Source organism: Streptomyces sp. Ru71 (assembly GCF_002920535.1).
Lineage (GTDB): Bacteria > Actinomycetota > Actinomycetes > Streptomycetales > Streptomycetaceae > Streptomyces.
The window spans coordinates 12,842-30,388 of record NZ_PQSS01000087.1 but is presented as its reverse complement, the minus strand read 5'-3'; the positions used below and the strand labels follow the sequence as shown (position 1 = coordinate 30,388).

The window sequence follows — 17,547 nt, the reverse complement described above, 5'->3', positions numbered from 1 at the left end:
CCCGCGCCGCAGCTCGTCCCGGTAGGTGCGCCGCGCGGCCGCCGCGCCGATCCACACCCCGGTGACGACGATGCCCGCCCCCGCCGCGCCGACCAGCCACTGCCCGGCGGGCAGGTCGAGCACCCGCGCGGTGACGTCGTGGGACTGCCGGTCGCTCGATCCGCCGCCGCCCGAGCCGGCCGCGAAGGACAGCACCGAGAAGGCGACGCAGCAGTAGAACACGCAGCGGGCCACCGCGAGCAGCCGCTTCTTCGCGGTACGGCCCTGCGCCCCGGCTGAGCCGAAGACCGCCTCCGACAGCCGCCACACCGCCATCCCGCCGAGGCCGATGCCCAGCGCCCACAGCAGCACGGAACCGAGCGGCTGCCGGGACAGCTCGGCGAGGGCGCCGCCGCGGTCGGCCTGGCGGCGGCCGCCGTGCCCGAAGGAGATCTGCAGCGCCAGCGCCCCGACGAGCAGATACACGACCCCGCGCGCGGCCAGTCCCGCGCGGGCCGCGCTCTCGGTCACCGTCCCCCGTGCCAGCCGTTCGGCCTCGGCACGGCCCTCTCGCCCCATGGCATACGTGTTCATGCTCGCCTCCCGACGTGCGGATGCCCCGACTTCCGGGAGAAACGCCGCCGTGCGGCCCCACGCGCGAAAGAAGGCCCGCCTTCCCTGCGCGCGCGCCGAAACGCCGTACGCCTCCCGGCTCCCGCGGGGCGTGCCCGTGCGGAACCCGGAAGGCGTACGGCGTCGTGGTGCGGCTCAGTCGCGTGCGGTGCGGCCCTGGCGGCGGCCCATGGCCTCCTCGCGGACCCTGGCGCAGCTGCGGCTGATCAGGCGGGAGACGTGCATCTGGGAGATGCCGAGGCGGTCGGCGATCCTGCTTTGCGTCATGTCTTCGAAGAAGCGCATGTAGAGGATGGCGCGTTCACGTTCGGGCAGATGCCGCAGGCCCTCCTTGGCGGACTCGCGGTCGATGACGATGTCGTAGGAGCCGTCCGGCGCACCCAGCGTGTCGGCGAGGCTGTAGCCGTCGTCGTCGGCGGACACCTCGGCGTCCAGGGACAGCGTGCTGAAGCTGTCCAGGGCCTCCAGGCCGGCGGCGACCTCTTCCTCGGTCAGGCCGGTGTGCTCGGCGATGGCGGCGACGGAGGGTTCCGGGGAGCCCGGGCTCTGGGTGAGGTCGCGGCGGGCCAGGCGCACCTTGTTGCGCAGCTCCTGCACCCGCCGGGGCACCCGCAGCGCCCACATGCGGTCCCGGAAGTGCCGCTTGACCTCGCCGGTGATGGTCGGCACGGCGTAGCTCTCGAAGGCCCCGCGGGACGGGTCGTAGCGGTCGATGGCCTTCACCAGGCCCAGCGCGGCCACCTGCCGCAGGTCCTCCAGGGACTCGCCGCGGTCGCGGAACCGGCCGGCGATGCGGTGGGCCATGGGCAGCCAGGCGGTGACGAGCTCGTCGCGCAGGGCCTCGCGTTCGGGCCCGTCCTCAAGCGCGTTGAGGCGGGTGAACGCCTCCGCGGTGTCGGGGGCGTCGTCGTGGGACCGCCCGGGGGACGTGGCAGGTCGGACGTCCGTGCCAGGTCGGCTTGTCGACATGTCGCTCAGCATGATGCGGATTCGCTCCTGAACAGGAAGGTTTCAGGGGACTTACCGCGGGAGCGTGCTGGGTGCCGTCCGGTTCACCGTCAGACACCTGGGCAGCCGTACCGCTCCCGCTGACGCGCCTCCGGTCCGAAGCACGAAACTGCGTGTGCCCCTCCTCCCCGGCAGCAAACACGGCCGGCGGCCGAGGGGCGGTGAGTGGTCACACGGGCACCTCGGCGGTGATGCGCTTGCCGCCGGCGGGCAGGTCGGTGACGTGCACGTCCCTGGACAGGCGGCACACGATCGGCCAGCCCCGGCCACCGACCCTGCGCCGTCCCTCGGCGTCCGTCGGGGCCGCCGCCACCGGCAGCCGCCGGCTGCGGTCGCAGACGGAGACGCGTACGCCCCCGGCCACCAGGTCCACGGTGAAGCCGGTGACTCCGCCCCCGTGCAGGATGGCGTTGGAGGCCAGTTCCGAGGCGACGAGCAGCGCGTCGGAGAGCGCCTCCTCGTCGCAGTCGGCTCCCGTGGTCCGCCGTCGCCGGTCGACGGCGCTGCGTACGGCCGCCCGGACGTCGGCCGGACAGCAGGGACCGCACTCCTCGCACGTGCGGTCCCCGCCCAGGGGATCGGTGGCGTGCTGCGTGCTCATCCTCTCGCTCCCTCACTGGTCCCTGCGCGGTTCGGTGATGCGGTCGGCGGGCGCGGTCGCTCGGTGCCCTCGGCGTGGTCACGCCGTGCGCCGACCTGACGTCGACGGGCCCTCGCGCGCCGTCCGGCGAGCCCCCTTGTTCTCGGGGTGCGCGGGCCTTCGTAGTCCGGCTGACCTCTCTGCGGCGCGGCAAACCTGGCCTTTCGGGCACACTCCCGTCATTCGCACGGTCGATCGGGTCTTTGACCCGTACGGCGGGGTAGTCGGACGGCATGACCGATGTCGTGGACTCAGACGAGCTGTTGCGGCGCATCCAGCGCGCCCGGGCCTGCGCCGCGCAGGAGGCACGCGCCTGGCGGGAGCGCAACACGGCAGGCGACGGGGGATCGGCCCGCGAGGCCGAGGTGCGCACACTCGCGTACGAGGTGGTGGTGCGCGTACTGGACGAGATCCTCAGGCCGGGCGCCCACGCGGCCGAGAGCTGATCACCCGGCCGGCCCGGTTGCCGGGAGCCGGCGCGGGGAACCCGGCGGCCATGGCTGCTGATCACACCCGAGCACCGGTTCTGCAAGCCCTGGTCGACTACCGTCGCCGGGGCCGTCTGTCGTTCACGCCGCCCGGCCACAAGCAGGCCCGCGGCGCCGACCCGGCCGTACGGGAGGTGCTGGGCGACGCGGTGTTCCTCGGTGACGTCCTGGCCACCGGCGGGCTGGACGACCGGCTGACGCGCGGGCAGGTGCTGGAGCGGGCCGAGGAGCTGATGGCCGACGCGGTGCACGCCGAGCACACCTTCTTCACCACCTGCGGCAGCTCCCTGTCCGTGAAGGCGGCCATGCTGTCGGTGGCGGGCCCGCACGAGAAGCTGCTGATCGGGCGGGACGCGCACAAGTCGGTGGTGTCGGGGCTCGTCCTGTCCGGCATCGAGCCGGTGTGGGTGGAGCCCCGCTGGGACGCCGAACGGCATCTGGCGCATCCGCCCGCGGCCGAGGACTTCGCGCGGGCCTTCGCCGCGCATCCGGACGCCAAGGGCGCGCTGGTGACGTCTCCGACGCCGTACGGCGCCTGCGCGGATCTGCGCGGGATCGCCGAGGCGTGCCATGCCCGGCGGGTGCCGCTGATCGTGGACGAGGCGTGGGGCGCCCATCTGCCCTTCCACCCGGACCTGCCGTCCTGGGCGATGGACGCGGGCGCCGACATCTGCGTGACGAGCATCCACAAGATGGGCAGCGGCCTTGAGCAGGGGTCGGTCTTCCATGTGCGGGGCGATCTGGTGCCGCCGCAGCTGCTGAAGAACCGCTCGGACCTGCTGGGCACGACCAGCCCCTCGGTGCTGATCTACGCGGGCCTGGACGGCTGGCGGCGGCAGATGGCGCTGCGCGGGCGGGAGATCATGGGCTGCGCGCTGGACCTCGCCTCGGAGGTGCGGGCCGCCGTCGAGGAGATCGAGGGGCTGCACGTCAACGACCGGGACGACTTCTGCGGTGCGGGGATGGCCGACGACTTCGACCCGCTGCCGACGATCATCGACGTCAGCGGTCTCGGTGTCACCGGCTACCGGGCGGCGGACTGGCTGCGCGAGCACCGCGAGGTGGAGATGCACCTGGTCGACCACCGGCGGATCGGGGCGCAGATCACCCACGGGGACGACCGGGAGACCACCGGCGAGCTGCTGGCCGCGCTCAAGGACCTGGCCCGCGTCGCGCCCGAACTGCGGCCGTCCCCTGAAGTCGACGTGCCGTCGCCGGACGAGCTGCGGCTGGAGCAGGTGGCGCTGCCGCGCGATGCCTTCTTCGGACCGGCCGAGGACGTGCCCGTGGCCGAGGCCGCGGGGCGGATCGCGGCCGAGATGATCACTCCGTACCCGCCCGGCATCCCGGCGGTGCTGCCCGGCGAGCGGCTGACCGAGCCGGTGCTGCGCTATCTGCGCACGGGGCTCGCCGCGGGGATGTACCTGCCCGACCCGGGTGACCCGGAGCTGGAGACCGTGCGGGTGGTGAAGTGAAACGGGTCACGTGACCCGTTTCCGGTTGGCCGTCCGCAGCCCGAATGGTTTACGGTTCATCCATACGTGGCGACGGGGTCGACCATCGCAGTCCTCCGTACGCCACCCCTTACGGCCCTGGCTGGCTTCCCCCGTCCAGCCAGGGCTTTTTCATGCCCGCGACCCGCACCAGAACGGCTCGCGCCGCGCACTCACGCCGTCCGCCGAGGTGCCCGCGAGCCCGGCAGCGGCTGAAATGGGCGTAGGGAATGCACCGGAACCATCGCCGGCGAGGAGCCCCGAGCCATGACCAAAGCGACGAAACTGCTGACCGCCCTGCCCCCGCCCCAGCGCGGACGTCTCATGGAGCTCGCCCATGAGGTCTCCTTCCCGGAGGACACCCGCATCTTCGAGGCGGGCGGGCGGGCCGACCGCTTCTGGGTCATCCGCTCCGGCTCGGTCTCACTGACCCAGCAGGTGACGTCGATCCAGCGGGTCACCGTCGCCTCCCTGGGCGCGGGCGACCTGCTCGGCTGGTCCTGGCTCTTCCCGCCGTACGAGTGGGACTTCGGCGCCGAGGCGTTCAGCCCGGTGCGCGCCTACGAGTTCCACGCGCAGCCGGTGCTGCGGCTGTGCGAGGAGGAGCCGGCACTCGGACTGACGCTGATGCGGATCGTCGCCGAGATCCTGGCGCACCGCCTGGAGACCACCCGCAACAAGCTGATGGAGCAGTACTCGATGCGCCGCAGCCGCTGACGCGGGCGGACGAGGCAGGAGGACACCCCGTCACCGGGTCAGGCTCGCTCGCCCGGACACGGTTCAGATCCGGTAGCGCCGCAGCGCGGGCATCGCCACGGCCAGCAGCAGCATCACGGTGATGACGAGCAGGCCCCCGCCCGCCACCGCCGTGCGGGGGCCGAAGGCCGAGCCGGCCGTGCCGTGCAGGACGTCGGCCAGGCGCGGGCCGCCCGCGACGACGACGGTGAACACCCCCTGCATCCGGCCGCGCATCTCGTCGGTGGCCGCGGACAGCAGGATCGCCCCGCGGAAGACCATCGAGACCATGTCCGCGACGCCGGCCGCCGCCAGGAACACCACGGCGAGCCACAGGCTGCCGCTCAGCCCGAACCCGGTGATCGCCGCACCCCAGGCGACGACCGCGCCGATCACCATCCAGCCGTGCCGGCGGGCCCGGGAGAAGGTGCCGGAGAACAGGCCGCCCAGCACCGCGCCGATCGGGATCGCGGCGAACAGCAGGCCGAGCGCGAGGCCCTCCCCGTAGGGGGCGTAGGTCTGTGCGGCGAGCTGCGGGAACAGCGCGCGGGGCATGCCGAGCACCATCGCGACGATGTCGGCCAGGAAGGACAACAGCAGCACCTTGTGGCCGGAGATGTAGCGGAAGCCCTCCGCTATCTGCCGCAGGCCCGCGCGCCGGGCCGCCGACCGCCCGAGCGGGGGCAGCGCCGGCAGCCGGAAGACCGCCCACAGCGTGACGCACAGGGCGAGGGCGTCCATGAGGTACAGCTCGGGCAGGCCGATCACGGGTATCAGGGCGCCCGCGAGGAGGGGTCCGGCGACCAGGCCGGTCTGGGTGACGGTGGAGCCGAGCGCGTTCGCGGCGGCCAGTTCCCCGGCGGGGACCAGGCGGGCGATGGAGGCGTTGCGGGCGGGCGCGTTGAGGCCGAAGAAGGCCTGCTGCGCGGCGAGCAGCGTCATGAGCACCGCGACGGAGTCCAGTCCGGTGGCGGCCTGGACCCAGAACAGCACCGAGGTGACGGCGATGCCGGTGTTGGTGACGAGCAGCAGCTTGCGGCGGTCCACGGTGTCCGCGACCGCGCCGCCCCACCGCGCGAACACCACCATGGGGACCAGACCGGCGAGGCCGGCGTAGCCGACCCAGGCGGAGGAGCCGGTGATGTCGTAGATCTGCTTGGGCACGGCGACGGCGGTGAGCTGGCTGCCGACGGCGGTGACGACGGTGGAGGACCACAGCCGCCGGTAGGCCGGCCGGCGCAGCGGGCGGGTGTCCATCGCCCAGCGGCGCCAGCCGGTGCGCGCGGCGGTGGGCGGGGCCGCCGCCCGGGGTTGTTCCTTCTCTTCGGTGGTGCTCTCGCTGGTGTCCACGACTTCCCTGGATGGTCGCTACATCTTTCTGTTGCCGGGGTTCACTATCGCAGCACCGGCCGGGTGTCGTGCCTGACGCCGGCTCAGCTCCCCGCGATCAGCGACACACCGAGGACGATCATGGTGGCGGCGACCAGTGCGTCCAGCACCCGCCACGCGGCCGGGCGGGCCAGGAAACGGCTGAGCAGGCGGGCGCCGAAGCCCAGGGCGGTGAACCAGCACAGGCTGGCCAGCGCGGCGCCGAGACCGAACGTCCAGCGCAGCGGCCCGCGATCGGCGGCGATGGAGCCGAGCAGGAAGACGGTGTCGAGGTAGACGTGCGGGTTCAGCCAGGTCATCGCCAAGCAGGTGAGCACGGCCCGGCGGCGGGACCCGACCGCCTCCCCGCCCGCGTCGAGCGCCCCGGGCCTCAGCACGCGCCGGGCGGCGAGGGCGCCGTAGCACAGCAGGAACGCGCCGCCGATCCAGCCGACCGCCGTCAGCGCGCCCGGCCACGCCACCACCAGGGCGCCGACCCCGCCCACGCCGAGGGCGATGAGGGCGGCGTCGGACAGGGCGCAGATCCCGACGACGGCGAGGACCGCGTCCCGGCGGATGCCCTGGCGCAGGACGAAGGCGTTCTGCGCGCCGATGGCGACGATGAGCGACAGGCCGGTGCCGAATCCGGCGGCAGCGGCGGCGAGAGAGCCGGACATGGCGTCGACGCTACGGAAGCGATCACTCCACGTACAGCTAAAGATTCTTACGTATCATTAGCATAGGTGATGACGCGATGGCCGGAGAGCTTCCCCTGGACCAGGTCCGCACGCTGCTGGCGGTGGTCGACGAGGGCACCTTCGACGCGGCCGCGGCCGCCCTGCATGTGACGCCGTCGGCGGTCAGCCAGCGGGTGAAGGCCCTCGAACAGCGCACCGGGCGCGTCCTGCTCCAGCGCACCAAGCCGGTGCGGCCCACCGAGTCGGGCGCGGTGCTGGTGCGGCTGGCCCGCCAGCTGGCCCGGCTGGAGCGGGACGCCCACGCCGAGCTGGGGCTGAGCGGAGCCGGGGAGCCGGTGCGGGTGCCGGTGGCGGTGAACGCCGACTCGCTGGCCACCTGGTTCCTGGGCGCGCTGGCCCGGCTGCCCGAGGAGGCGCGGATCTGCTGCGAGCTGCGCCGCGAGGACGAGGACCACACGGCGGCGCTGCTGCGCGAGGGTGTGGTGATGGCGGCGGTGACCTCCTCCCCCGACGCGGTGCCCGGGTGCTCGGTGCGGGCCCTCGGCCGGATGCGCTATCTGCCGGTCGCCGCCCCGGACTTCGTGGCCCGGCATCTGTCGGACGCCCCGCTGCGCGAGGCGCTCTCCGAGGCGCCGGTGATCGTCTTCGACCGGCGCGACGACTTCCAGGACGGGTTCGTCCGCCGGCTGCGCGGCGGCCGGGGCGGCGCGAGCACGCTGCGCCACCACGTGCCCACCTCGGAGGGGTTCGCCGAGTGCGTCGCCGGCGGGCTGGGCTGGGGCATGGTGCCCGAGGCCCAGGCCGGACCGCTGCTGCGCGCCGGGCGCCTGGTGGAGCTGGCACCGGAGCAGGCCGTGGACGTCCCGCTGTACTGGCAGCAGTGGCGGCTGGACTCCCCCGCGCTGGCCATGGTCGCCGACGCGGTCGCGGCGACGGCCGCGCGGGCGCTGCGCGGCTGACCCGCGGCCGTCCCACCCAACAGGTCGGGAACAATGGGTAGTTTCGCCCGCGCATCGACAGGTGACCCGAAAGCGAGTAAATCATCCGCAAGGCCACGCAAGACGTCGATGCACGATCGAAGGTGACTTTGATGGACAACTGGCGAGAGCACGCCGCGTGCCGTCACGAGGACCCCGACCTGTTCTTCCCGATCGGCACCTCCGGGCCGTCGCTGGTCCAGACCGAGCAGGCGAAGGCGGTGTGCCGGGGCTGCCCGGTGCGGGAGCCGTGTCTGCGGTTCGCGCTGGACACCGACCAGACGATCGGCGTCTGGGGCGGCACCAGCGAGACGGAGCGCCGGGCGCTGCGCCGCCGGGTGGGCAGCCGCCGCTCCGGATGACACCGGGCGGCCGCCCCGGTCAGGACCCCCGGCCGTGGCCGGTGCGGTCCAGCGGCCCCCAGTCGTGGGTCTGGTTCTCCACCTCCGCGCGGGCCTCGTCGATCACTCCGGGGTCGATCCAGCACATCGGGCGCACCTCGGCGACCAGGGGCTCGTTGTCCGGCCCGCGCCCCGTCTCGCGCCCCTGGAGCACCCAGGGTCGGATGCCGGGGCCCTTCTCATGCGGCAGATGGGCGTAGTCGTAGAGCCGGCGGGCCACCCAGAGCCTGAGCGGGCGGCCCTCCCACCAGCGTTCCTCGTCGAGCGGATTGGCGGAAAGGCCCGGCATGGGGACGCCCGTGAGCTCGTCGGTGCTGGAGACGTCACCGAGATCGGTGTCCGGCCCCTTCGACCAGCGGACGTACAGCCGTCGGTTGCCCTCCACCAGGTCGGTGAGCTCGGCGAGCGTGCGTACGACCGGCAGGTCGTCCCCTTCGTGCATGGCAGGACCTCCCTCATCGCCGTCGGCCCCGACGGAGTACCCGTGGGACACGCGGGGAATCAGGGGCGTGTCAGGACACCGCAGGCTTGCCGGGCGCGTAGAGCCACGTGCGCAGCAGGGCGTCCAGGTCCTTGCCGGACAGGCGCCCGGCGAGGGCGATGAAGCCGTCCGTCGTCCCGTGGCCGGCGCGGTGCTCGCTCGCCCAGGCCCGCAGGACGCGCAGGAAGGCCCGGTCGCCGACGGCCCGGCGCAGGGCGTGCAGAGCCATCGCGCCGCGGGCGTAGACGGGCGTGCCGAAGATGCGGGCGCCGCTGCCGGGGTCGCCGGGCGGGTAGGCCCACAGGCCGTCGCTCGCGGGGCGGGCGTAGAGCGTGTCGAAGGTCCGCTGGGCGCTCGGGCCGCCGTGCTGCTCGTCGTAGAGCCACTCGGCGTAGGTGGCGAAGCCCTCGTTGAGCCAGATGTCCTTCCAGGTGGTGAGCGAGACGGAGTCGCCGAACCACTGGTGGGCCGTCTCGTGCACGAGGGTGCCGAGGTCCGGCGCGGAGTCGTACACGGGCCGGGTCTGCGTCTCCAGCGCGTAGCCGACGTCCGGCGCGTGGTCGACGATGGAGCCCGCGGCCCGGAAGGGGTACGGCCCGAAGATCTTGCTCTCCCACGTCAGGACCGACGGCAGCTGCTTGAGCACGGGCGTGGCAGCGCCGGCCTCGCGCGGGTCGACGGCGTCGTAGACCCGGATGCCGTCGGGGGTGGTGTACTGCCGCACTCGGAAGGCGCCGATGGTGGCGGTGGCCAGGTAGGCGGCCATGGGTTCGGCCTGGTGCCAGCGGAACGTCGTGGTGGCGGACGTGGAGCGGGTGCCGAGCAGGACGCCGTTGGCGACGGCGGTGCGTCCCCGGGGCACGGTGAGGGTGAAGTCGTACGACGCCTTGTCCGTGGGGTGGTTGTTCGCCGGGAACCAGGTCATGGCACCCTGCGGCTCCCCGGCGACGAACGCCCCGTCGTCGGTGGGGATCCAGCCGTCGAGGGAGCCGTCGGGGTCGGTGACCGGCTTCGGGGTGCCGTTGTAGGTGACGGTGACCCGGAAGCTCTGCCCCTTGCGCAGGGCGCGGCGGGGTGTGACGACGAGTTCCTGGCCGTCGCGGCGGTAGGCGGTCTTGACGTGGTCGACGGTGACGCCGGTGACGGTCAGGCCGCTCAGGTCGAGGTCGAAGCGGGTCAGGCGCTGCGTGGCGCGCGCGGTGATGGCCGCTCGGCCGTCGAGCCGGCGGGTGCGGGTGTCGTAGCTGAGCGTCAGGTCGTAGTGGGCGGCGTCGTAGCCGCCGTTGCCGGCGAGCGGGAAGTAGGGGTCGCCGACGCCGGAGGCGCCCGTCGTGCCGGCCGCCGCGGGCGCGGCGGTGGCGAGCAGCGCCGCGAGGGCGACGGGGACGGTGGCGAGGACGGCGGTGCGGCTGAGGGAGGCGGTGCGTCTGGCGGACAGCTGCCGGGATCGGCTCACATGCGCTCCTTGTGGGATGCCGGGTGATCAACCGGCCCTCAGCGTAGGAGGCGCGGGCCCCTGCGGAGCCCCTCGTTCAGGCCACGTCGTACGGCGTCGCCCGGGCGGCCCGCATTACGCTCGCAGCGACCGCCCCGCAGAGAGGTCCGCCGTGAGCGACCCGCACCCCAGAGGTCCCGCCATGAGCGACCCCCGCAGAAAGGCCCGCCCATGAGCGTGCGTGTGCGTCGTGTGTACGACCCTCCGGAGCCGGACGACGGTGTCCGGGTCCTGGTGGACCGGCTGTGGCCGCGGGGCCTGGCCAAGGACGCCGCGCACGTCGACGAGTGGCCCAAGGGGCTGACCCCGTCGACGGAGCTGCGGCGCTGGTACCACGCGGGCGAGGGCTCCTACGAGGACTTCCGGCAGCGTTACGAGGCCGAGCTGGCCGAGCCGGAGGCGGCCGAACTCCTCGACCGGCTCCGGCAGTCGGCCCGGCGGGGCCGGGTGACGCTGCTGACCGCCTCCAAGGCTCCCGAGGAGTCCCACGCCGCGGTGCTGGCCGGTCTGCTCAAGAAGCGGTAGGAGGCGGCGGGAAGCGGCAGGCCTCAGCCGGTCTGCGCGGCGGCCGCCCGCCCGGCCGCGCGCCCGGAGAACAGGCAGCCGCCGAGGAAGGTGCCCTCCAGCGCGTTGTAGCCGTGCACGCCTCCGCCGCCGAAGCCGGCGACCTCACCGGCCGCGTACAGACCGTCGATCGGCGTGCCGTCCAGGCCCAGGGCGCGCGAGTCGAGGTCGGTCTGGATGCCGCCGAGAGTCTTGCGGGTGAGGATGTGCAGCTTGACGCCGATGAGGGGACCGGCGGCCGGGTCGAGGACGCGGTGCGGGGTGGCGACGCGGCCGAGGCGGTCGCCGATGTAGCGGCGGGCGTTGCGGATGCCCTGCACCTGGGCGTCCTTGCTGTAGGGGTTGGCGATCTGCAGGTCGCGCGCCTCGATCTGGCGGCGGATGGTGTCCGCGTCGAGGAGGGGCTTGTCGGTGAGGCCGTTCATCTTCTCCACCAGCGCCTCCAGGGTGTCGGCGACGACGAAGTCCGCGCCGTGCCGCAGGAAGTCGGCGACCGGGCCGGGGGCGCCCTTGCCGAGGAGGCGGTCGCGCAGCACGGCGTGCTTGTCCTTGGCGGTGATGTCGGGGTTCTGCTCCGAGCCCGACAGCGCGAACTCCTTCTCGACGATCTTCCGGGTGAGGATGAACCAGGAGTGGTCGTAGCCGGCGATGTCCTCGGTGGTGCGCAGGTACTTCAGGGTGCTGAGGGTGTCGTAGCCGGGCAGGCAGGGGTCGGGCAGGCGGCGGCCGAGGGCGTCGAACCACAGGGAGGACGGGCCGGGCAGGATGCGGATGCCGTGGCCGGGCCAGATCGGGCTCCAGTTCTGCAGCCCCTCGGTGTAGTGCCACATGCGGTCGCGGTTGACCAGGCGGACGCCGGCCTCGGCGCTGATGTCGAGCATGCGGCCGTCGACGTAGGCGGGCACGCCGGTGACCATCTCGGCGGGCGGGGTGCCGAGCCGCTCGGGCCAGTAGCGGCGGACGATGTCGTGGTCGGCGCCGATGCCGCCGCTGGTGACGATCACGGCCTGGGCGGTGAGCTCGAAGTCGGCCACCTCCTCGCGGTTGGAGGCGACGCCGCGCGGCGAGTCGTCGTCGGCCAGCACCTTGCCGCGCACGCCCCGGGCCGCGCCGCCCTCGATGACGAGCTCGTCGACGCGGTGGCGGTGGTGGAAGGTGAGCAGCCCGTCGCGCGCGGCCTGCCGGGCGTGGTCGGCGAACGGCTCGACCACCCCCGTGCCGGTGCCCCAGGCGATGTGGAAGCGGGGCACGGAGTTGCCGTGCCCGTCGGCGCGCAGGCCGCCGCGCTCGGCCCAGCCGACGGTGGGCAGCAGCTCGATGCCGTGGCCGGTGAGCCAGGACCGCTTCTCCCCCGCCGCCCACTCGACGTAGGCGCGCGCCCAGCGCACCGCCCAGGAGTCCTCGTCGGCGAGCCGGTCGAAGGCCGCGCTGCCCTGCCAGTCGCTCCAGGCCAGGTCGAAGGAGTCCTTGATGCCCAGGCGCCGCTGCTCCGGGGAGTCGACGAGGAACAGTCCGCCGAAGGACCAGAACGCCTGTCCGCCGAGGTTGGCGGCGTTCTCCTGGTCGACGAGGGCGACGCGCCTGCCCCTGCTGGTCAGTTCGTGCGCCGCGACCAGGCCGGCGAGTCCGGCTCCGACGACGATGACGTCCGCTTCCATGCGAGCGTTCCCTTCACTGTCCGGGGGGTGTGCTGCCGTCCGTCAGCAGCGCGGTGAGCAGCTGCTTGAGCCAGGTGCGAGCGTGCTCGACGTCCTTGTCCAGCAGCAGTTGGGTGGTGACGCCGTCGTAGGCGGCGACGACGGCGTGGGCGGCGCCGTCCGCGTCGCCGAGCACGGCGGGCAGCGGGGTGTGCGCGGTGGCGCGGGCCAGCCGGTCGGCGATGGCCCGGCGCAGCCGTGCGCGGTGCTCCAGCAGGGTGCGGGCGACCTCCGGGGCGCGGGCGGCGTGCACCAGGAAGTCCGTCTTCACCAGCAGCCAGTCCACGTCGAGCAGCAGCACCTCGGTGACCCGGTCGACCGACGCTGTCACGTCCAGGTCGGGGCCGTCCTGGGCGAGGGCGCCGGCGACCTGCTCGGCGATCAGGCCGGCGCGCTGCTCGTACAGCGCGAAGAACAGTTCGTCGAGGCTGGAGAAGTTGGAGTAGAAGGCGCCCCGGCTGTAGCCGGCCGCGTCGCAGACCTCCTCGATGGAGACCCGCCCGAACCCCTTGGCGGCGAACACCGAGAAGGCGGCGTCGAGCAGATCCGCCCGCGTGCGCACCCGGCGCCGGGTGACGCGCGGGGCCGTGGGGTGCGTGGGCATGCGGCCACCTCCGTTCGATACATGAATGTATTCGATACATCGATGTATCGAAAGAGCCCGATCACAGGGGCCGCGGAGCTCCCGGATCGCCATGGGAACACATTTTCGATTGAGGAGTACGCTGGGTTCCATGGCCACGCATCTCCAGGGCTCCCTGTTCGACCAGACCGACGAGCTGCGCCTCGGCCCGCTCGACCGGGTCCGCCGGACCGAGCTGGGTTCCGGCGCCTGGATCGACGTGCTGCCGGGCTGGCTGACCGGGGCGGACGCCCTGTTCGAACAGCTGGCCGCCGAGGTGCCCTGGCGGGCCGAGCGGCGGAAGATGTACGACCAGGTCGTCGACGTACCGCGGCTACTGTGCTTCTACGGCGCCGACGACCCGCTGCCGCACCCGGTGCTCGCCGAGGCCCGCGACCTGCTGTCCGCGCACTACGCCGAGGAGCTGGGCGAGCCGTTCACCACGGCCGGGCTGTGCTTCTACCGGGACGGCCGGGACAGCGTCGCCTGGCACGGGGACCGGATCGGCCGGGGCGCGCGGGAGAACACCATGGTCGCGATCCTGTCCGTGGGCGCCCCGCGCGATCTGCTGCTGCGCCCGGCGCGGGGCGGCGGCGGCACGGTCCGCCGGCCCCTCGGCCACGGCGACCTGATCGTGATGGGCGGCTCCTGCCAGCGGACCTGGGAACACTGCATACCGAAGACCACCCGGGCCACCGGTCCCCGCATCAGCATCCAGTTCCGCCCGCAGGGTGTGCGGTGAGCGGGGAGGGGCGGGGATGAGCCGGGCGGAGCGGGGTTGAGTCGGGAGCCGCGGGGCTGAGCCGGGCGGGGCGGCGCTGAACCGCAGGCGTGGAGCTGACCGGAAGCGGCGGCGCTGAGCCGCAGACGCGGCGCCGAGCCGAAAGCGGCGGCACCGAGCCGCAACGCGCGGCGGAACGCTGTCGTCCCCGTCGTGGCGCGGCCACACTGGGGCGGATGACCCCGCAGCCCGCGGCCCGGCGCACCGAACTGGACCTGCTGCGTACCCTCGTCGTCCTCGGTCTGGTCTTCTTCCACGCCGCCCTGGTCTTCTCCCCCGACGACGACTTCTACGTCAAGAACGCCGGGACGACCGGGGCCGTGACCGTGCTCGCCGGGCTCGGCGTGGTGTGGGCGATGCCCATGCTGTTCCTCGTCGTCGGCCTGGGCGCGCGGCACTCCCTGTACCGCCGCGGCCCCGGCGGCTTCGCCCGGGAACGCCTGCTGCGCCTCGGCGTCCCCCTGGTGTTCGCCACGCTCGCGCTCAACCCGTTGCCGCAGTGGCTGCGGCTGCGCGCCGCCGACCCCGGCTACCACGAGTCCTACGCGCACTTCTGGCCCCGCTTCCTCACCGTCCGTCCGGACGTGAGCGACTTCCCCTTCGTGCTGGACGGCCGGTACTTCGAGACCGGTCACCTCTGGTTCGTCGTCCTGCTGCTCACGTTCTGTCTGCTGCTGGCACCGCTCGCGCGGCCGCTGGCGGACGCGGCCGCCCGGGCCGTGCCGGCGCTCGTCCGCCGCCCCGCCCTCCTCCTGCTGCCCGCTCTGCCGCTCGCCACCGTCAACGCACTGCTGGGCATGGAGGAGGGGTTCGCGGGCTGGAACCGCTGGGCGTATCTGCTGTTCTTCCTCTACGGCCACGCCCTCGCCGACGACGAACGCGTCCGCGCCGCCACCCGCCGCCTCACCGTGCCGGTCGCCGCGCTGGGCCTCGCCCTGTTCGCGGCGACCGCTCCGGGGTTCGTCACCCTGGACGACCCCTTCACCGCGTGGACGCCCTTCGCGACGGCCACCCGCGCGCTGTTCGGCGCGGCCGGCTGGTGCTGGGTGCTGGCCCTGCTCGGCCTGCTGGACCGGCCCCACGCGTCACGGCCGAAGGCGGGCCCGCGCGGCCGGGCACGGGGCTACCTGGCCGTCGCCGCGCTGCCGCTGTACGTGCTGCACCAGCCCGTCGTGGTCGCCCTCGCCTACGGCGTGGTCGGCTGGTCCGTGCCCGCCGTCGTCAAGTACGCGGCCATCGTGACCGGTTCGCTCGTGGTGATCTGGCTGCTGTACGCCGGTGTCATACGCCGAACCCGCGCGACCCGCTTCCTCTTCGGCATGCGTCCCGCCCCACCCTCCCCTCCGCCTCCGTGATCTGCTTTGCTGTCTGCCGACGATCACGAGCCTCACCCAGGGGGACGACGAATGCGGGCGGACGTACGGCAGGTCGCCGACGGCACCTATCTGGTGCACGGCTCCAACACCAACTGGGTGATCCTGAAAGAGGGGGACGCCGTCACGCTGATCGACACCGGCTACCCCGGGGACCGGCAGCTGGTCCTGGACTCCCTGGCCCAGGTGGGCAGTTCGCCCGAGGCCGTCGCGGCGGTGCTGATCACCCACGCGCACAACGACCATCTGGGCTCGGCGGAGCACCTGCGGGCCGCCTACGGCACGCCCGTCTACCTGCACGAGGCCGAAGTGCCGCACGCCCGGCGGGACTTCCTGCAGCAGGTGTCCGTGGGCGAGGTGCTGCGCAACCTCTGGCGGCCCGGCGTGCTGCCGTGGATGGTGCACGTGCTGCGCGTCGGCGGCACCGAACAGCACCCCGTCACCGCGCCCGCCGCCTTCCCCGGCACCGGCCCGCTGGACCTGCCCGGCCGCCCGGTGCCCGTGCACACGCCGGGCCACACCGAGGGGCACTGCGTGTACCACCTGCCCGAGGCCGGCGCCCTGGTCTCCGGCGACGCGCTGGTCAGCGGGCACGCGACCTCGCGGGCGAAGGGTCCCCAGCTGCTGCCGGACATGTTCCACCACGAGCGGGCGCGCGCCGTGGCCTCTCTGGAGATCATCAAGGGTCTGGAGGCCGACGTCCTGCTGCCCGGCCACGGGCCGGTGCACCGCGGCGGGGTGGGGGCCGCGGCGCAGCAGGCGTGGGAGCGGGCGGCTTAGGCACGCTCCCCCGAGCTCTGCGAGCAGGGGGCACCCCCACCGCGTTGTCGCCCTCCTCAGCCGACCTGATCCAAACGGCAGGGCCTAGGCTTCCCGCATGGCTTTGCAGATCAGCGCCACCAACCCGGAGCACCCCGCGCTCCTGCTCGAACTGCCGTGGCAGCTGCCGCTGGAGGAGTGGCCCGAGGAGTACCTCGTGCCGCTCCCGCGGGGCATCTCCCGGCATGTCGTGCGCTACGCCCGCGCCGGCGACGAGGTGATCGCCGTCAAGGAGCTCGCCGAGCGGCCCGCGCTGCGCGAGTACGAGCTGCTGCGCGACCTGGACCGGCTGTCCATCCCCGCCGTGGACGCCCTCGGCGTCGTCACCGGGCGCACCGACGCCTCCGGGGCCCCGCTGGAGCCGGTGCTGATCACCCGGCATCTGCGCGGTTCCCAGCCCTACCGGTCGATGTTCGAGACGACCATGCGCCCGGCGACCATGCACCGCCTGATGGACGCGCTCGCGGTGCTGCTGGTGCGGCTGCACCTGGCCGGGTTCGCCTGGGGCGACTGCTCGCTGTCCAACACGCTCTTCCGGCGCGACGCGGGCGCGTACGCCGCCTATCTGGTCGACGCGGAGACCGGTGAGCTGCATCCTCGGCTGAGCCCCGGCCAGCGCGACTACGACCTCGACCTGGCCCGGGTCAACATCAGCGGCGAGCTGCTGGACCTGGAGGCGTCCGGGGCGCTGCACCCGTCCGTGGACCCGGTGGAGTTCGGCACCGAGATCTGCACCCGCTACGGGGAGCTGTGGCAGGAGCTGACCCGCACCTCGGTGTATCCGGCGGGCAAGTACCACTACATAGAGCGCCGGATACGCCGGCTCAACGACCTCGGTTTCGACGTGGCCGAGATGCAGATCGAGCACAACTCCCACGGCGACTCGGTCACGTTCGTGCCGAAGGTCGTCGACGCCGGGCACCACCAGCGGCAGTTGCTGCGGCTCACCGGCCTGGACGCCGAGGAGAACCAGGCGCGGCGGCTGCTGAACGACCTGGAGAGCTGGATGGCCACCCAGGACGACTACGCCCCGGGCGACCCTCTGGCGGCCCGCCCCGAGGTGCTCGCGCACCGCTGGGTGCGGGACGTGTTCCGGCCCACCGTGCGGGCCGTACCGCCGGAACTGCGCGGCACGATGGACCCGGCGGAGATCTACCACGAGCTGCTGGAGCACCGCTGGTACCTGTCCGAGCGGGCCCAGCACGACATCGGGCTGGACACCGCCGTCAAGGACTACATCGAGAACATCCTGCCCAAGGCGCGCGAGACCCTGGAGCCCACGCTCCCGGAGTGAG

At 73.3% G+C, this 17,547-nt stretch carries 19 protein-coding genes; 10 read left to right on the top strand and 9 right to left on the bottom strand.

What is annotated here, in order from left to right; translation table 11 throughout:
- From C3489_RS32725 to C3489_RS32715, 3 genes are all read right to left on the bottom strand, one after another.
- On the bottom strand, window positions 1-573 hold a 573-nt coding region (locus C3489_RS32725; RefSeq protein ID WP_103785751.1), incomplete at its 3' end, for a DUF1206 domain-containing protein.
- Between the two features lie 174 nt (window positions 574-747).
- The gene (locus C3489_RS32720) at window positions 748-1,593 is read right to left on the bottom strand and encodes a SigB/SigF/SigG family RNA polymerase sigma factor (RefSeq protein WP_103785750.1); all 846 of its coding nucleotides are present in this window, start codon (window positions 1,591-1,593) and stop codon (window positions 748-750) included.
- A gap of 196 nt (window positions 1,594-1,789) precedes the next feature.
- Window positions 1,790-2,221, bottom strand: a complete 432-nt coding sequence (locus tag C3489_RS32715; protein ID WP_103785749.1) for an ATP-binding protein — start codon at window positions 2,219-2,221, stop codon at window positions 1,790-1,792.
- Between the two features lie 272 nt (window positions 2,222-2,493).
- On the opposite strand from C3489_RS32715, the gene C3489_RS32710 reads away from it, so the two are divergent.
- The 3 genes from C3489_RS32710 (at window position 2,494) to C3489_RS32700 (ending at window position 4,958) form a co-directional block, all read left to right on the top strand.
- Window positions 2,494-2,706 (top strand): hypothetical protein, encoded by a 213-nt coding sequence (locus C3489_RS32710; RefSeq protein ID WP_103785748.1) that lies wholly within the window; start codon window positions 2,494-2,496, stop codon window positions 2,704-2,706.
- Window positions 2,707-2,756: 50 nt separating this feature from the next.
- On the top strand, window positions 2,757-4,223 hold the full coding sequence (locus C3489_RS32705; RefSeq protein WP_103785747.1) for an aminotransferase class I/II-fold pyridoxal phosphate-dependent enzyme: 1,467 nt from the start codon (window positions 2,757-2,759) through the stop codon (window positions 4,221-4,223).
- Between the two features lie 285 nt (window positions 4,224-4,508).
- Window positions 4,509-4,958, top strand: a complete 450-nt coding sequence (locus tag C3489_RS32700) for a cyclic nucleotide-binding domain-containing protein (protein ID WP_103785746.1) — start codon at window positions 4,509-4,511, stop codon at window positions 4,956-4,958.
- 63 nt (window positions 4,959-5,021) lie between these two features.
- On the opposite strand, the gene C3489_RS32695 is transcribed toward C3489_RS32700, so the two are convergent.
- Together C3489_RS32695 and C3489_RS32690 are read right to left on the bottom strand one after the other, a co-directional pair.
- Complete coding sequence (locus C3489_RS32695) at window positions 5,022-6,326, bottom strand: MFS transporter (protein WP_103785745.1); 1,305 nt, start codon at window positions 6,324-6,326, stop codon at window positions 5,022-5,024.
- 83 nt (window positions 6,327-6,409) lie between these two features.
- Entirely contained in the window at window positions 6,410-7,021 is a 612-nt protein-coding gene (locus C3489_RS32690) for a LysE/ArgO family amino acid transporter (protein ID WP_103785744.1), read from the bottom strand.
- A 77-nt stretch (window positions 7,022-7,098) separates the two neighbouring features.
- Here C3489_RS32690 and C3489_RS32685 point away from each other — a divergent pair, with 77 nt between their 5' ends.
- Window positions 7,099-8,001, top strand: coding sequence for a LysR family transcriptional regulator ArgP (locus tag C3489_RS32685; RefSeq protein ID WP_103785743.1), 903 nt, complete (start codon window positions 7,099-7,101; stop codon window positions 7,999-8,001).
- 131 nt (window positions 8,002-8,132) lie between these two features.
- Window positions 8,133-8,381 (top strand): WhiB family transcriptional regulator, encoded by a 249-nt coding sequence (locus tag C3489_RS32680; protein WP_103785742.1) that lies wholly within the window; start codon window positions 8,133-8,135, stop codon window positions 8,379-8,381.
- Window positions 8,382-8,400: 19 nt separating this feature from the next.
- On the opposite strand, the gene C3489_RS32675 is transcribed toward C3489_RS32680, so the two are convergent.
- On the bottom strand, window positions 8,401-8,862 hold the full coding sequence (locus tag C3489_RS32675) for a DUF6098 family protein (RefSeq protein WP_103785741.1): 462 nt from the start codon (window positions 8,860-8,862) through the stop codon (window positions 8,401-8,403).
- Between the two features lie 70 nt (window positions 8,863-8,932).
- On the bottom strand, window positions 8,933-10,357 hold the full coding sequence (locus tag C3489_RS32670; RefSeq protein WP_103785740.1) for a M1 family metallopeptidase: 1,425 nt from the start codon (window positions 10,355-10,357) through the stop codon (window positions 8,933-8,935).
- 210 nt (window positions 10,358-10,567) lie between these two features.
- On the opposite strand from C3489_RS32670, the gene C3489_RS32665 reads away from it, so the two are divergent.
- Window positions 10,568-10,921, top strand: a complete 354-nt coding sequence (locus C3489_RS32665) for a DUF488 domain-containing protein (protein ID WP_103785739.1) — start codon at window positions 10,568-10,570, stop codon at window positions 10,919-10,921.
- Window positions 10,922-10,944: 23 nt separating this feature from the next.
- Here C3489_RS32665 and C3489_RS32660 read toward each other — a convergent pair whose 3' ends face one another.
- Together C3489_RS32660 and C3489_RS32655 are read right to left on the bottom strand one after the other, a co-directional pair.
- Window positions 10,945-12,618, bottom strand: a complete 1,674-nt coding sequence (locus C3489_RS32660) for an FAD-binding dehydrogenase (protein ID WP_103785738.1) — start codon at window positions 12,616-12,618, stop codon at window positions 10,945-10,947.
- A 13-nt stretch (window positions 12,619-12,631) separates the two neighbouring features.
- Complete coding sequence (locus C3489_RS32655) at window positions 12,632-13,261, bottom strand: TetR/AcrR family transcriptional regulator (protein WP_103785737.1); 630 nt, start codon at window positions 13,259-13,261, stop codon at window positions 12,632-12,634.
- A 130-nt stretch (window positions 13,262-13,391) separates the two neighbouring features.
- On the opposite strand from C3489_RS32655, the gene C3489_RS32650 reads away from it, so the two are divergent.
- The 4 genes from C3489_RS32650 to C3489_RS32635 all read left to right on the top strand — a co-directional run bounded on the left by C3489_RS32650 (window position 13,392) and on the right by C3489_RS32635 (window position 17,546).
- Window positions 13,392-14,021, top strand: a complete 630-nt coding sequence (locus C3489_RS32650; RefSeq protein ID WP_103785736.1) for an alpha-ketoglutarate-dependent dioxygenase AlkB — start codon at window positions 13,392-13,394, stop codon at window positions 14,019-14,021.
- Window positions 14,022-14,236: 215 nt separating this feature from the next.
- On the top strand, window positions 14,237-15,415 hold the full coding sequence (locus C3489_RS32645) for an acyltransferase (protein ID WP_103785735.1): 1,179 nt from the start codon (window positions 14,237-14,239) through the stop codon (window positions 15,413-15,415).
- A 51-nt stretch (window positions 15,416-15,466) separates the two neighbouring features.
- On the top strand, window positions 15,467-16,213 hold the full coding sequence (locus C3489_RS32640) for an MBL fold metallo-hydrolase (RefSeq protein ID WP_103785734.1): 747 nt from the start codon (window positions 15,467-15,469) through the stop codon (window positions 16,211-16,213).
- A 97-nt stretch (window positions 16,214-16,310) separates the two neighbouring features.
- Window positions 16,311-17,546 carry a DUF4032 domain-containing protein gene (locus C3489_RS32635; protein WP_103785733.1) on the top strand — a complete coding sequence of 412 codons (1,236 nt, stop codon included), beginning with the start codon at window positions 16,311-16,313 and terminating at the stop codon, window positions 17,544-17,546.
- Window position 17,547: the final 1 nt, after the last annotated feature.